Below are 13,964 nucleotides of genomic sequence, written 5' to 3' on the forward strand. Positions count from 1 at the left end.
AACTGACCGCGCGCTTCGCCGAGTTGGACGACCCGGCCGCCGCCCGCCTGCGGGCCCGGCTGGGCGCGCTGCGTCCGCAGGCCGGCTGGGTGAGCGACGAACCGGCGGGCACGCTACCGGCCGAGGGTGAGTGGTGGCTCTGCGACGCGACCGACGGCGCCGTGCAGTACCTGCTCGGCCAGCAGCAGTGGGCGGTCACCGCCACGCTGGTCCGGGACGGCGTCGCGGTGCTGGCCGTGGTGCACACCCCCGAGCTCGGCGGGCGGACGTACCGCGCGGTCCGCGGCGGCGGCGCCGAACTGGACGGGCGGCCCGTCGCACCGCTGGAGCGCGACCCGGCGGTGGCCGTCGCCGGGACGGCGCAGCCGCCGCCGGTGGCCGCGGACCCGGTGGCGCTGCGCCGCGCGGGCGAGTCGCTCACGGCGGTGCTGGGCTCGGTCCTGGCGGTCCGCTGCCTCGGCCCGACCTCCTTGCAGGTCGCCCAGGTCGGCTCCGGACACCTGACGCTGTTCTGGGAGTACGGGGCGGACGCGGGCAACCTGCTGCCGGGCGCCCTGATCGCGGCCGAGGCGGGCGCGACGGTGACGGACGCCGCCGGGGCGGCCTGGACGCCCGGCGCGGACAGCTTCCTCGCCGCCGCGCCCGGGCTGCACCCGGCCCTGGTGGAGGTGCTGCGGACCGTGCGGTGACCGGGGCGTGGTGGGTGCCCGGCCGGGCCGGCCGGGCACCGGGCGGGGTGGGCCAGGGCCGGCCTGCCGCCAGTCAGCCCGCCACCGGTCGGCCCGCCGGGGTCAGCCCTTCGGGGTGAGCCCTTCGGGGTGAGCCCGAAGAGTGCGGCCGCGTTGTCGTGGCAGACCGCCCGCAGCCACTCCTCCCCCAGTCCCAGCCCGGCCAGCGCCTCCAGCTGGTGGACGTACCGGTACGGGATGTTGGGGAAGTCGCTGCCGAGCAGGACGCGGTCCTGGAGCGCGCGCAGGCGGGGCAGTTCGCTGCGCGGGAACGGGTCGTCGGCCTCGACGAAGTCGGTGAACGCCATGGTGGTGTCCAGCCGGACGGACGGGTGGCGCTCGGCGAGGTCGAGGAAGTCCCGGTACTCGGACATGCCGAGGTGGGCGACCACCAGGACCAGCCCCGGGTGCCGGTCCAGGACCTCGCCGATCGGGCCGGGGCCGGTGAACTTGCCCGCCACCGGCCCGGATCCGCAGTGGGTGACCACCGGCGTACCGGTCTCGGCCAGCAGCCCCCAGACCGCGTCCAGCCGGCGGTCCGTCGGGTCGTAGCCGCCGACCTGGAGGTGCGCCTTGAACACCCGGGCGCCGTCCTCGACCGCCCGCGCCACGTAGCCGGGCGCCTCGGGTTCGGCGAAGAAGGTCGCGGTGTGCAGGCAGTCCGGGGTGCGGGCGGCGAAGTCGGCGGCCCAGGCGTTCAGCCAGGCCGCCATCCCGGGCTTGTGCGGGTACAGCATGGAGGTGAACGCCCGGACGCCGAACTCCCGCAGCCGCTCGACCCGTTCGGCCTCGGCGACGCGGTAGGTGATCGGCCAGGGCCGGTTGACGAGCGGGCCTGCCAGGTCGAAGTACGCCCACACCTTGTCGAGGACGTTCTTCGGCATGAAGTGGGTGTGCACGTCGATCAGGCCGGGGAGGCCGAGCGCCTGCCAGAAGCCGCGGACCGCAGCGGCCTCGTCCGCTTTGGTTGCCTTGTCTACCTCGTTCGCCTCGATTACCTCGTTCGCCTCGATTACCTCGTTCGCCTCGATTACCTCGTTCGCCTCGATTACCTCGTTCGCCTCGTTCACCTCGTTTACCTCGTTCGCCTCGATTGCCTGGATGGCCTCGGTCGCCGTGTCCGCCTCGGCCACCTCGGCGGTCTCGGCGGTCTCAGCCGCGTCGTCCGCGCTCATGCGGGCACCGGGCGGGCGCGGTCGATGATCGCCCCGGCGTCGAGGCCGGCGGGCAGGGTGCCGAAGGCCGCGCCGTGGTCGCCGCCGAGGCGGGAGGCGCAGAAGGCGTCGGCCACCGCCGGGTCGCCGTGGCGGACCAGCAGCGCTCCCTGGAAGGCCAGCGCCATCGCCTCGACCAGTCGGCGCGTCCGGTACTCCAGATCGCTCGGATCGGTGAGCTGCTTGCGGAGTTCGGCGACGGCGGCGTCCAGCCGGCGGTCCGCGCCGGCGGCGGCGTCCAGCTCGCCGAGGAAGGCCTCGACGGTCTCCGGGTGCTTGGCCATGGCGCGCAGCGCGTCCAGGGCGGCGACGTTGCCGGAGCCCTCCCAGATCGAGACCAGCGGCGCCTCGCGATAGAGCCGGGGCATCCCGGACTCCTCGACGTAGCCGTTGCCGCCCAGGCACTCCAGTGCCTCGGCGGCGTGCGCCGGGCCGCGCTTGCAGACCCAGTACTTGGCGACGGCCAGCCCCAGCCGGCGCACCAGCGCCTCGGTCCCGTCCCCCGCCAGCGCCCGGTCGGTGGTCTCGGCGAGGCGCATCGCCACGACGGTGGCCGCCTCGGACTCCACCACCAGGTCGGCGAGCACGTTGCGCATCAGCGGCTGGTCGACCAGCGCCTTGCCGAACGCCCGCCGGTGCAGGGCGTGCTGGACCGCCCGGGTGGCCCCCAGACGCATGCCGGAGGCGGCGCCTACGGTGCAGTCGAGACGGGTCATGTTGACCATCTCGATGATGGTCCGGACCCCCCGGCCCTCCTCTCCCACCAGCCAGCCGACCGCGCCGTCGTACTCGAGCTCGGCGGAGGCGTTGGACTTGTTGCCCAGCTTGTCCTTGAGCCGCTGGAGGTGGAGGCGGTTGCGGGTGCCGTCCGGCAGGACACGGGGCAGCATGAAGCAGCTCAGCCCGCCCGGAGCCTGGGCGAGCGTCAGGAAGAGGTCCGACATCGGCGCCGAGGTGAACCACTTGTGGCCGGTCAGCCGGTAGGTGCCGTCCGCCTGCGGAGCGGCGGTGGTGGTGTTGGTGCGGACGTCCGAGCCGCCCTGCTTCTCGGTCATCGACATGCCGGCGATCAGTCCCCGTTTGCCGTGCGGCTCGCGCAGCCCGAAGTCGTACTCGGTCGCGGCCAGCAGCGGCTCCAACTCGGCAGCCAGCGCCGGGTTCGCGCGCAGGGCGGGGACGGCGGCGTAGGTCATCGAGATCGGGCAGGTGTGACCGGCCTCGACCTGGCCCCAGACGAAGAACTTGGCGGCGCGGGCGGAGTGCGCGCCCGGCCGGCCGTCCCGCCAGGGCGTGGCGTGCAGACCGTGGCCGACGGCGGTGCGCATCAGCTCGTGCCAGTACGGGTGGAACTCGACCTCGTCGATCCGGTGACCGAACCGGTCGTGGGTGCGCAGCACGGGCGGGTGCTCATTGGCCAACCGCCCCCATTCGGCGGCCTGTTCGGAGCCGGCCAGCCGGCCGAGCTCGTGCAGCTCGGCCTCGGCCCAGCCCGCGCCGGCCCGGTGCAGGCCTGCGAGCAGGGTCGGGTCGGCGGCGGTGTCGTGCCCGTACGGCAGCGGCACCTGGTTGGTGACCTCGTGCGTCCGGGAGGGCGCGTACACCGGAGCGGGGGCCACCGGAGTGGGTGCGGTCACGTCGGGTGCGGTCGTGTCGGGCGTGGTCGTGTCAGGCGTGGTCGTGTCGGGCGTGGTCGTGTCGGGCGTGGTCGTGTCAGGCGTCGCTGTCATCGCGTCCTCCCAGGGCACGCAGGGTGAAGGAGACCAGGGCGGGGACCACCTCGGGCGGGGTGTCCCCGGAAACGGGTGCGTGGGCAGCGGCGAGCGGACCGGCCAGCGCCTCGCCCACGGCGCCGACCAGGGCGGCCGCGGTCAGCTCCGGGTCCTGCCGGGGCAGTTGGCCGGCCGCCACGGCGGCGGCGATCTCGGTGGCGATCACATCGCGGAACGCACGCCGGAACACCAGCCGTTCGGCGTCCACGACGGCGTCGGCCGGCTCGACCAGCAGTACGTGGGCGAGCCTCGGCGCCCGAAGGGCGCGGGCGGCGAAGGTCTCGACCACGGCGGCGATCCGCCGCTTCGGGGTCTCGTGGCGGGCTACGGCCGAGGCCACCGCGGCGATCTCGCGGTTGACCACCCGGCGGAACAGCTCGACCGAAAGCTCGGCCTTGTTGGCGAAGTGCTGGTAGAGGCTGCCGGTGGCGATCCCGGCACGGTCCGCGACGGCGGCCATCGAGCAGCCGCCGTAGCCGCGCTCGGCGAGCAACCCGACCGCAGCCTGCAGGACCGCCTCGCGCTGGGCGTCCAGTCGGGCTTGTACGGCGGGGGTGCGTCGATAGGCCATGAAAGTATTGAAGCACCGATTCATTGCTTCGGGGAGGGGGCGCGCGGCGTTCTTCGCGTCCGGCGGGGGGCCTGCGTCCGGCGGAGGTTCCGGGCCGGGCAGACGTTCCGCAGCGGCGGGGACGCCGAAGGGCCACCCGTCGCGATGGCGACGGGTGGCCCCGGTGGGTCGGTCGGCTCACGCGTGACACTCGGTGATGCGTGACGGCCGGCGACGCGTGACGGCCGGCGACGCGTGACAGCCGTGGCGCGTGACAGCCGTGGCGCGTTACAGCCGAGGCGCGTTACAGCCGGTGGTGCTCCAGCTTGAGGCCTTCCTCGTCCAGCGGCCCGAACGGCGGGATCTGGTGGGACTGCGCGAGGGACTTGGCGGCGGCCGGGTCGGCCAGGCCAGCCCACTCCAGCACCTTGGCGGTGGCCTGGACCGACTCGTCGGCCTTCAGCTTGCCGATGTTGGACCCGTGGTTGCCGCCGGCCACGGTGTAGACGTAGCTGTCCTCACTGCCCCGGCCCAGCCGGAACGGCTCGGCGCCCCACGGGTCGTTCTGGCCGTAGACGAAGATCATCCGCTCGGCGGAGTGCTTCACCCAGCGGTCGATGTCGCGCATCGCGGACGCGTCGAAGCGCATCGGGATGTTCTTCGGCACGTACGTGCGTGGCGAGTACAGCTCCTTGTAGTCGTAGTGCTGCAGGCCCTTCAGGTGCGAGACGTCGAAGGACGGCGAACCCAGCTGGGTGCCCGCCTGGTAGTAGTACGCGGTGTACTGGGCGAGCGACTGGTCGCTGTTGCCGGTGATGCCGGACTGGGTGTCGAACCACGCGTACAGCTCGTCGTCCGTGGCGGTGGCCGCCACCGGGACGGCGGCGCAGTCCGCCTCGGTGCTGTACTGCCAGAACGCCCAGACGACGTCGAGCACGCCCGCCTCGTAGGCCCGGTCGGCGCTGCCCGTGGTGGCGAAGGTGGAGCCGGCCGCCGCGTTGTCGGCCGCGTACCGGGCCTCCAGGCGGTCGCGGCGGACGAGCAGCTCGCGCTGCGCGGCGGCGAGCGTGGCCCGGCACTCCGGGGTGCCCACGGTCCGGAAGAACTCGGTGTAGGCGGAGTCCTCGCGGTTGTCGACGTCGTTCGGCGCGACGTACGCGATGGTGCCGTCCACGTCGTCCGGGAAGAAGCGGCGGTGGTAGGTCGAGGACATACCGCCCTTGCTGGCCCCGGTCGACAGCCACGCGCGGTGGTAGACGCGCTTCAGCGCGGTGATGATCCGGTGCGAGTCGGTGGCGGCCTGCTCGATGCCGGCCTTGGTCCAGTCGGCCGGCTCCGGGCGGGACGGCGAGAAGTAGCGGTACTCGATCGAGACCTGGTTGCCGTCGGTCAGCCGGGTCGGCTCGGTGCGCGAGGGGTTGGTGCCGAGCGTGTAGCCGTTGGTGTAGAAGACGGTCGGGCGGTCGTACCCCCGGTGCAGCACGCTCAGCCGCTGCTGGAAGGTGCCCAGCCAGGGGCGGAGGTGGTCGATCGGCTGGGTGTAGGTGAGCAGGAAGTAGCGGTGACCGGTGGTGGTCGGCTTCTCCTCGGTGACCGTCATCCCCGGGATCGCGGCCAGGCGGTCCTTGATGTCGGCCGCGGGGTTGTCCGCGGCCGACACCGGGCCGGCCGACGCGTCGGCGCCGGCCGCCAGGGCGGGCGTCGCCAGACCGAGGCCGAGCAGCGGCATCAGCAGAACGGCGACCAGCAGCCTTCTGAGCTTGGTGGACATCAACTCTCCATCGGGTCAACGGAACTGTTCGACACTCTCCGGCAATCGGCGCCCGACTGCCGGACGATCGGCCGTCCGGTAGACGGCCGAGTGGGCCACCCGCGGGATCGCGGATGGCCCACCGGGGAAAGATGTGCTGATCAGGGGCGCGGCAGGGTGCAGCCGGCCCGGGTGAGGTCGAGGCGGTTCCCGGCGGCGAAGCAGGCCGGGATGCCGTAGGTCTCCTGGGCGTAGTTGATGCCCTGGCGGACGGTCACCACACCGTTCTGGTCGACCTCGCACGGGTTGTTGTCCGTGCAGCGCTCGCCGTCCTCGTTACCCGTGTTGTTCACGGCGACGACCTGGCCGGTGCTGGTGTCGATCACCGGGGAGCCGGAGGTACCGCCGATCGTGTTGCAGCTGGAGGTGTAACGGACCGAGTCCTTCCAGGTCCAGGAGCCCTCCTTGAGCCGGTAGACGAAGCCGTCGACCGAGCACGAGTAGGTCTTCTTCCAGTACCCGGAGACGACCTTGATGGAGGTGCCCTGCACCGGGTGGCTCGCGGAGATGGTCAGCGGGGCGATGCCGTAGCTCGACTGGATCGCGGCATAGGTGGTGTTCAGCTGGTAGATCGACACGTCGGTGTCGGTCATCGTGCCGTAGACCACCTTGTTCGCGCGCAGCGTGGCGACCTTGGAGCCGGTGCCGTTGAGCAGCGAGAACGTGCGGCTGGAGGACTGGTTGACGACCACCTGGCCGGGGCCGGGGAACCCGGTCTCCAGGCAGTGGCCGTTGGAGAGGATGAGCGCCGGATCCGTCGCGGCGGAGGCCGGGAGCCGGACGAGCGAACCGGAACAGTTGCTGAGCGCCACCGTCCCGGCGAAGTTCACGGCAGCCCGGGCCTGCTGGTCCTGGGACGAGGCCTGGAGCTGGGGGTCGGCCAGGGTCTGGGCCGCGACCTGTGCCTCGGTCGCGGCCGCGGGGGCGGTCCGCGCGTCCGCGGGCGACGAGGCGACGGCGGCGGGGGCGCCGGCCAGGGCGGTCGCCCCGGCGAACAGGAGCACGGCGAACGTGCCTATGAGCGGCTTCTTCATGAGAGACCTCTCGTTGTGGGGGTGCACCAAAACTGGCGCGGACATGACGAGTTGTCAAGGGTCCACGACGAGGGGAGGTCAGACGGAGGAAGGCCTCGGGAGCTGGGGAGCGGGGCGGGGACCGGGGCGCGGAGCGGGGCGCGGAGCGGCGGAAGTGGGGCGCGGCAGTGGGGCGCGGCAGTGGGGCGCGGCAGTGGGGCGCGGCAGTGGGGCGCGGGACCGAGCCCGGCGCGCGGGCGGTGCCCGGCGGCGCCCCCGGGTGGGGCCGGCACCGCCGGGCAGGGCTACCGTCAGCCGCCCTGCCAGTGGCGGCGACCGAGGCTGATCAGGCGCAGCTGCAGTCGGGCGGTGGCGGCGATGTGCCGTTCGCGCGCCGGGTCGCCCTCCTGCGCCTCCAGGAGGGCGGCAGCCGTGGAGACCATGTGGTCGACGTACAGCTCGGCGAGCATCCGCAGATCCTCCTCACTCCACCCCTGCGACACCGGTTGGAGCGCGAGCGCCGCACCCACCTCCATGGCGAAGCGCCCGAGTTCGACGTCGATCGCCTCCCGTACCTGCCGCACTCCCCCGTGCCGCTCGCGTGCCAGGAAGCGGACGTGCGGCCGGTGGTCCCGCACATGCTGCTCGATGACGTCCACCGTCCGGTCGATCAGCTCGTCGGACCCACCCGCACCGGCGAGTACGGAACGGATCATCACATGGAGGCTGGCGAGCGACTCCTCGACCAGGGCCACCCCGAGGGCGGCGAGGTCCGGGAAGTGCCGGTAGAAGGCGGCCGGCGAGAGCCCCGCCTCCCGGGTGACCTCGCGGACGCCGACGCTCGCGAGGTTCTGATCGGCCAGCAGGTGCAGCCCCGCGTCCAGCAACGCGCGCCGACTCTGCTGCTTCTGGGCCTGTCTGGCCCCAACGGTGTGACTCACGCCATTCAGTAAACAATCGTTTGCCGAAAATGGCCAGCCCGCGTAGAGTGACAGAGGATTCAGCGAACACTTGTAAACCCAAGGCGGTGGAAGCCGCCGGAAGGGACCGCCATGATCCTGCTCACCGCCCTGGTCGCCATGGGCGTCCTCATCGGCGCCGCCGCGCACACCACGCTCCCGGTCTTCCTCACCGCCGCCGCTGCCATCGCCGCCTGGCTGCTCGCGTTCGGCGCCCGCGAGGGCATCGCCCGCCTGCGTCAGCGCTGACCCTCTCGCCACACCACCGTCCCGGAAGGACACCCGCCGTCATGAACACCGCCACCGCCACCAGCACCGGCGCCGCTGTTCGGCGCCACCGCACCGCCGAGGCCGACAACCTGGCCGTCGCCTCCTTCCTGCTCGGCCTGCCGGGCCTGCTGCTCTTCAACATCGTTCTCGGTCCCCTGGCCATCACCCTTGGCACGCTCGCCCTCGTCCGGGGCACCCACCGCCGCGGGCGCGCCCTGCTCGGCATCGTCCTCGGCGTCGCCGCGCTGGTCGTCCTCGCCGTCACCACCGCCACCAGCCACGGCGTGCTCTGGCAGATCGGCGACTGACCTCAGCGCCGGTCACGCCGCCCTGACGGCCCAGCGGCTCCGGCGCCCTGGCGGCCCCCTCGGCCCTCGAACGCCCTGGACGCCCTGGACGCCCTGGACGCCCTGGACGCCCTGGTCGCCCTGGACGCCCTGGTCGCCCTGGCCGCTCCGGTCACCCTGGTCGCCCTGGTCACCCTCGTCCCAACGGCGGAACCGAGCCGCTCGAACGACTGATCCAGCCAACCTGCGGCGCGAAGCCCGTCCGTCCCCGTACTGTGGCGGTATCGGCCGGGTGACGACATGGGGGCTGGAGTGACGACCGAGTACCAGAGTGACGCGCAGTCGGGGCGGACGGGAGGCCCCGGACGGGCCGGCCGGCTGCTCGCCGTCAGCGATCTGCACGTCTCCTACCAGGAGAACCGCGACCTGGTGGCGAAGCTGCAACCCGACTCGCCCGACGACTGGCTGATCGTCGCCGGTGACATCGCCGAGATCAGCACCACCATCGAGTGGTCCCTGAGCCTGCTCGCCGAGCGCTTCGCCCGGGTCATCTGGGCCCCCGGCAACCATGAGCTCTGGACCCACCCCGACGACCCGGTGCAGTTGCGGGGTGTCGCCCGCTACGAGTACCTGGTGGACCTCTGCCGCCGACTCGGTGTCGTCACTCCCGAGGACCCGTACCCGGTCTGGGAGGGCGCCGGCGGACCGGTCGCCATCGCGCCGCTGTTCCTGCTGTACGACTACACCTTCCGGGCTCCCGGTACGACCACCAAGAAGGAGTCCCTGGAAGCCGCGTACAACAGCGGTGTGGTCTGCTCGGACGAGCGGATGCTCCACCCGGACCCGTTCCCCGACCGCGACTCCTGGTGCCGTGAGCGCGTCCGGCTCACCGAGAAGCGCCTGGCGGCCTGCGACCCGGAGCTGCCGCTGGTCCTGGTCAACCACTACCCGCTGGTCCGCCAGCCCACCGAGATCCTCTGGTACCCGGAGTTCGCCCAGTGGTGCGGCACCGAGCTGACGGCGGACTGGCACCGGCGCTTCAACACCGCCGCGATGATCTACGGGCACCTGCACATCCCTCGGGTGACCAACTACGACGGCGTCCGCTTCGAGGAGGTCTCGCTGGGCTACCCCCGCGAGTGGCGCCGCCGCGGCCTGCCGGACCCGCTGCTGCGTCAGGTGTTCCCCTAGCTCGATCGAGCGCCGGACCCGGCCGGGTTGGATCCGCCCGGCCGGGCACCGGGGCGACCCCGGTGCCCGGCTGGACGGAACGTCGGTCGGGCCGAGGTGACCGAGCCGGCGCCGGCTCGGACCAGTGGCCGGGGGCCAGGTGGGCCGAGTGGGCCAGGTGGGCCCACGGCGCGTGACGGCCCGCCGGCTCACCCACCCTGCGCTCACCCGGCCGCCGCCCCGACGGCCGTCACCTCGTCGTCCTGTCACCCCGCGCCTCCTCATGCCGCACCTCCTCATTCCGTCGCGATCGCCCTGAGGATGTCGAGCCGCGCCGCCCGGCCTGCCGGGCGCAGGCCCGCGACCGCGCCCGCCGCCAGTCCGGCCACCAGCACCACCGTGAGCTGTCCCGGCGGGATCGCGAACGAGGCCGTCCCGGCACTGTCCGAGGCCCGCACCAGCGCCCAGCCGAGGAACGCCCCGAGACCGAGCCCACCGACCGTCCCGAAGGCCGCCACCAGGACGGACTCCCAGCGCACCATGCCCCGCAGCTGCGCCCTGGTCTGGCCGACCGCCCGGAGCAGCCCCAGCTCCCTGGTCCGCTCGTGCACGGCGAGGGTCAGGGTGTTGGCGATGCCGAGCAGGGCGATCAGCACCGCCAGGGCCAGCAGCGCGTAGACCACCGAGAGCATCATGTCGACCCCGCCGGCCGCGCTCGCCGCGTACTGCGCCCGGTCCTGCACCCGAGGGTTCCCGAAGGGGGCGGCGGCTTTCTCGACGGCGGCCCGGCCCGCAGCGAGCGGCACGGAGGCCTTGAGCCCGACGGCGACCATGGTGTCCGCGTCCTGCCCGCGGTGCGGCGCCCAGGCCTGGCGGGTGATCAGGTAGTCCCCGGCCAGACCGCTCTCGTCGTACAGGGCGCGGATCGTGAAGGGGCCGCTCGCGCCGTCCGTGAAGGCGACGGTCACGCTCTGGCCGAGCCGCCAGCCGCGCTGCTCCGCCTCGCTGCGAGCCACCGCCAGGCCGTCGGTGCCGAGCGCGTCGAGGGCGCCGTCGACGCGACCGAGGTCGACGATCCCCGCCAGTCGCGCCGGGTCGGTGACGTCCAGGACTCGCCCGTGACCGTCGATCCGCGCCACGCCCCGGCCGAGGCCCACCGTCTGCCGCACCTCCGGCAGTTGGGCGAGCGCGTCCGCCAGCTTGGGGCTGACCCCGCTGCCGCCCGCACCGAAGGAGGGCGCGGTGACGGCGAGGTCACCGGCGAAGGACGAGCTCACCGTGGAATCCAGGGTGGCCTTGACCGAGGCGCCGAACACCGTGAACAGCGTGACCACCGCGACGCCGATCATCAGGGCACTCGCCGTGGCCGCCGTGCGGCGCGGGTTGCGGGCCGCGTTGCGCCGGGCGAGCGTGCCGGACACCCCGCGCAGCCGTGGCAGCGGCGCGCCCAGCGCCCGGACGGCGAGTGCCGCGGCGACCGGACCGAGCACCACCACACCGGCCAGGACGGCCAGCCCACCCCCGGTGGTCAGGGCGACCGACGGCCCGTCCGTCGCGCCGAGAACGGTGACCGGGACACCCGCCGCTACCAGCAGGCCGCCGAGCCCGACCCGGGCCCTGCCGGACCACCCCTCGGCCGCTCGGTCCACTCCCGTCTCGCGCAGCGCCGCCAGCGGCGCGGTGCGCCCGGCCCGGACGGCCGGCAGGAGCGCCGAGCCGACCGCGACCAGCGTGCCCACGAGCAGCGGCAGCACGACCGCGGCCGTACTGATCACCATGCCGCCCGTCGGCAGCGAGAAGCCGAGTGCCGAGAACAGTGCCTTGAGCCCTGCGGCCACGCCGATCCCGGCGAGCAGCCCGCCGAGCGAGGCGAGCGCACCGACGACCAGCGCCTCCGCCAGGGTCGCCCCCAGCACTTGGCCCCGCACCGCCCCGAGCGCCCGCAGCAGGGCGTTCTCCCTCGTCCGCTGGGCGACCACGATCGCGAAGGTGTTGTGGATGGTGAAGGTCGCGACCAGCAGGGCGATCCCGGCGAAGACCAGCAGCAGGGTGGTGAACATCGTCAGGAACCGCCCCGAGACCATCGCGGTGCTCTCCTGGGTGGCCGCCGTACCGGTGATCGCCTCCACCCCGCCTGGCAGCTCCGGGGCGATCCTCCTCACCAGCTCCTGCTGGGAGATCCCGTCCGCCGCCCGGACCTGGATCGAGCCGGCCTGACCGGCGCCCTTGGGAGTGAGGTGGCGTTCGGCGTCGGCCAGCGTGAGTGCGGTGAAGGTGCTCGGGCCCATCCCGTCCGCGCTGTCCCCGAAGGTGGCGATGCCGACGACGGTGACGGTCACCGGGTCGGGGGTGCGCAGCACGGTGGTGGAGCCGATGTGCAGCCCGCCGGCCTTCGCCGCGCCGCGGTTGACCACGGCCTCGCCGGGCGCCTGCGGCGGGTGTCCCTCGGCGAGCCGGTAGGGGTTGAGCCGGCTGTCGGTGAGCCAGTTCCCGGCCAGGGTCGGCGGCCCCTGGCCGCCGACCGGCTTGCCGTCACTGCCGACCAGCTGGCCGGCGCCCTGGACCGACGCCTCGGCGGCGGCCACCCCGGGGACGGCCCGCAGCCGCTCGGTGAGCGCCGTGTCGACGGGTGCCCGGACACCTCCGGGCGTCCCGGGGGAGTCCAGGACGTCGGCGCTGCGGACCACCACGTCGGTACCGGCGTTGGCGTCGGCGAACAGCGTGTCGAAGTTGGAGCGCAGGGTGTCGCCGAGCACCATCGTCCCGGCCAGGAAGGCGACCCCGAGCAGGATCGAGAGGAAGGTGCCGACCAGGCGCCGCTTGTGCGCTCCCAGGGAGCGCAGGCTGAGCCGGGCGGCAGCGGTCGCGGCGGCCGTCGTGGAACTCATGACCGCCCCCGTTCGAAGGCCTTCATACGGTCCAGCACCCGGTCGGCGCTCGGCTGTTCCATCCGGTCGACCAGCCGGCCGTCGGCGAGGAACAGGGCCTGGTCGGCGTACCCCGCCGCGGTCGGGTCGTGGGTGACCATGACGACGGCCTGCCCCATCTCGTCGACCGCCCGGCGCAGCAGGCCGAGCACCTCGCCGCCGGTGCGGGAGTCGAGGTTGCCGGTCGGCTCGTCGGCGAAGACCACCTGGGGCCGCCCGGCGAGCGCCCGGGCCACGGCGACGCGCTGCTGCTGGCCACCGGAGAGTTCGCTCGGGCGGTGGTGCAGCCGGTCGCCGAGGCCGACGATGTCGATCAGCGCGTCCAGCCAGCCCCGGTCAGGTGCGGCGCCGGCCAGGTCGAGCGGGAGGGTGATGTTCTCCCGGACGGTCAGTGTGGGTACCAGGTTGAACGCCTGGAAGACGAAGCCGATCCGCTCCCGGCGCAGCAGGGTGAGGCGCCGGTCGCCGAGCGGGCCGAGCTCGGTACCGCCGATGTAGGCCCGGCCCGCGGTGAGGGTGTCGAGGCCCGCCGCGCAGTGCATCAGGGTGGACTTGCCCGAACCGGACGGCCCCATGATCGCGGTGAACCCCCCGGCCGGGAAGTCGACCGTGACGTGGTCCAGCGCCCGGACCACGGTGTCGCCGACGCCGTAGACCTTCACGGCGTCGACGACCCGCGCGGCGGTGTCGCGTACGACATCGAGTGTGCTCACTTCCCCGCGCCCCCTCGGCCCTGCTCGCGCCCGCGCCGGCTCTCGGTGAGGACGGCCCGCTTGGCGCGGTACTCCTCCGCGTCGATGGCGCCCTCGGCGTACCGGCGGCCGAGGACGGCCAGCGGGTGGTCCGCCCCGGCACCGCAGCCGCGGCGCCAGACCGTCCGGCGCAGCACGACGATCACAAGGAACACCACGGCGGCCCAGGCGAGCGGGATCAGCAGGATCCAGGGGCCGGGCCAATGCCCGTCGTGGTCGGCCAGCAGCGTGTACATGGTGGTTCATCTCCTCGGCGGTGGGCTTCAGCCGCTTCGGGGTGCGTCCCGAAACGCCTAGAGCGTCCCGCCGGGGAGCCTGCTCCCGCGTCCTCCGGGCAGCGGCCGTTGAAGTACTCCCGCAGGAGTACGGACGGCCCGGCAGCCGCGCGTGGGAAGTAGCGGACAGGCACGCGGAAGGGGTGTACGACGTACCGGCCCAGGGCGTGCGGGACGGCCCAGGGCATACGAGAAGGCCCGGGTCGGGACGTCGTCCAGACCCGGGCCCCCACCCGCCGG

General features: G+C 73.4%; 12 protein-coding genes and 1 pseudogene. 4 read left to right on the forward strand and 9 right to left on the reverse strand.

The window, feature by feature from the left end; translation table 11 throughout:
• Positions 1-23: 23 nt before the first annotated feature.
• A complete protein-coding gene (locus tag ACZ34W_RS01715) occupies positions 24-689 on the forward strand; it encodes an inositol monophosphatase family protein (protein WP_465601160.1) in 666 nt (221 codons plus the stop codon).
• 131 nt (positions 690-820) lie between these two features.
• On the opposite strand, the pseudogene ACZ34W_RS01720 reads toward ACZ34W_RS01715, so the two are convergent.
• From ACZ34W_RS01720 to ACZ34W_RS01745, 6 genes and pseudogenes are all read right to left on the reverse strand, one after another.
• Positions 821-1,723 (reverse strand): annotated as a pseudogene (locus ACZ34W_RS01720) (amidohydrolase family protein); the annotation flags it as partial.
• A 176-nt stretch (positions 1,724-1,899) separates the two neighbouring features.
• Complete coding sequence (locus ACZ34W_RS01725; RefSeq protein ID WP_465600722.1) at positions 1,900-3,669, reverse strand: acyl-CoA dehydrogenase family protein; 1,770 nt, start codon at positions 3,667-3,669, stop codon at positions 1,900-1,902.
• Complete coding sequence (locus ACZ34W_RS01730) at positions 3,653-4,282, reverse strand: TetR/AcrR family transcriptional regulator (RefSeq protein ID WP_465600725.1); 630 nt, start codon at positions 4,280-4,282, stop codon at positions 3,653-3,655. The genes ACZ34W_RS01725 and ACZ34W_RS01730 overlap by 17 nt, the downstream gene beginning before the upstream one ends.
• A gap of 283 nt (positions 4,283-4,565) precedes the next feature.
• Positions 4,566-6,032, reverse strand: a complete 1,467-nt coding sequence (locus ACZ34W_RS01735) for a S28 family serine protease (RefSeq protein ID WP_465600728.1) — start codon at positions 6,030-6,032, stop codon at positions 4,566-4,568.
• A 140-nt stretch (positions 6,033-6,172) separates the two neighbouring features.
• Positions 6,173-7,105 (reverse strand): S1 family peptidase, encoded by a 933-nt coding sequence (locus ACZ34W_RS01740; RefSeq protein ID WP_465600731.1) that lies wholly within the window; start codon positions 7,103-7,105, stop codon positions 6,173-6,175.
• Between the two features lie 290 nt (positions 7,106-7,395).
• On the reverse strand, positions 7,396-8,025 hold the full coding sequence (locus tag ACZ34W_RS01745; RefSeq protein WP_465600734.1) for a TetR family transcriptional regulator: 630 nt from the start codon (positions 8,023-8,025) through the stop codon (positions 7,396-7,398).
• Positions 8,026-8,136: 111 nt separating this feature from the next.
• Here ACZ34W_RS01745 and ACZ34W_RS01750 point away from each other — a divergent pair, with 111 nt between their 5' ends.
• The 3 genes from ACZ34W_RS01750 (at position 8,137) to ACZ34W_RS01760 (ending at position 9,791) form a co-directional block, all read left to right on the forward strand.
• Positions 8,137-8,292, forward strand: coding sequence for a hypothetical protein (locus tag ACZ34W_RS01750; protein WP_329487454.1), 156 nt, complete (start codon positions 8,137-8,139; stop codon positions 8,290-8,292).
• A gap of 41 nt (positions 8,293-8,333) precedes the next feature.
• On the forward strand, positions 8,334-8,621 hold the full coding sequence (locus ACZ34W_RS01755) for a DUF4190 domain-containing protein (protein ID WP_329487455.1): 288 nt from the start codon (positions 8,334-8,336) through the stop codon (positions 8,619-8,621).
• A gap of 291 nt (positions 8,622-8,912) precedes the next feature.
• Positions 8,913-9,791: a metallophosphoesterase family protein gene (locus ACZ34W_RS01760; RefSeq protein ID WP_329487456.1), complete on the forward strand. Its 879-nt coding sequence runs from the start codon at positions 8,913-8,915 to the stop codon at positions 9,789-9,791.
• Positions 9,792-10,066: 275 nt separating this feature from the next.
• Here the strand turns inward: ACZ34W_RS01760 and ACZ34W_RS01765 are convergent, their stop codons facing one another.
• The 3 genes from ACZ34W_RS01765 to ACZ34W_RS01775 are packed head-to-tail and all read right to left on the reverse strand — an operon-like array spanning position 10,067 to position 13,685.
• The gene (locus ACZ34W_RS01765) at positions 10,067-12,658 is read right to left on the reverse strand and encodes an ABC transporter permease (protein ID WP_465600739.1); all 2,592 of its coding nucleotides are present in this window, start codon (positions 12,656-12,658) and stop codon (positions 10,067-10,069) included.
• On the reverse strand, positions 12,655-13,410 hold the full coding sequence (locus tag ACZ34W_RS01770) for an ABC transporter ATP-binding protein (protein ID WP_329487458.1): 756 nt from the start codon (positions 13,408-13,410) through the stop codon (positions 12,655-12,657). Before ACZ34W_RS01770 ends, ACZ34W_RS01765 begins: the two co-directional genes overlap by 4 nt.
• On the reverse strand, positions 13,407-13,685 hold the full coding sequence (locus ACZ34W_RS01775; RefSeq protein WP_329487459.1) for an SHOCT domain-containing protein: 279 nt from the start codon (positions 13,683-13,685) through the stop codon (positions 13,407-13,409). Before ACZ34W_RS01775 ends, ACZ34W_RS01770 begins: the two co-directional genes overlap by 4 nt.
• Between the last annotated feature and the right edge of the window lie 279 nt (positions 13,686-13,964).

Source organism: Kitasatospora sp. NPDC022856 (genome assembly GCF_055561235.1).

Bases quoted from the DNA above. Each gene is read 5' to 3' on its own strand.
- ACZ34W_RS01755 (WP_329487455.1), top strand. From the start codon at position 8,334: ATGAACACCGCCACCGCCACCAGCACCGGCGCCGCTGTTCGGCGCCAC.
- ACZ34W_RS01735 (WP_465600728.1), bottom strand. From the start codon at position 6,032: ATGTCCACCAAGCTCAGAAGGCTGCTGGTCGCCGTTCTGCTGATGCCG.
- ACZ34W_RS01775 (WP_329487459.1), bottom strand. From the start codon at position 13,685: ATGTACACGCTGCTGGCCGACCACGACGGGCATTGGCCCGGCCCCTGG.
- ACZ34W_RS01740 (WP_465600731.1), bottom strand. From the start codon at position 7,105: ATGAAGAAGCCGCTCATAGGCACGTTCGCCGTGCTCCTGTTCGCCGGG.
- ACZ34W_RS01750 (WP_329487454.1), top strand. From the start codon at position 8,137: ATGATCCTGCTCACCGCCCTGGTCGCCATGGGCGTCCTCATCGGCGCC.
- ACZ34W_RS01730 (WP_465600725.1), bottom strand. From the start codon at position 4,282: ATGGCCTATCGACGCACCCCCGCCGTACAAGCCCGACTGGACGCCCAG.
- ACZ34W_RS01725 (WP_465600722.1), bottom strand. From the start codon at position 3,669: ATGACAGCGACGCCTGACACGACCACGCCCGACACGACCACGCCCGAC.
- ACZ34W_RS01765 (WP_465600739.1), bottom strand. From the start codon at position 12,658: ATGAGTTCCACGACGGCCGCCGCGACCGCTGCCGCCCGGCTCAGCCTG.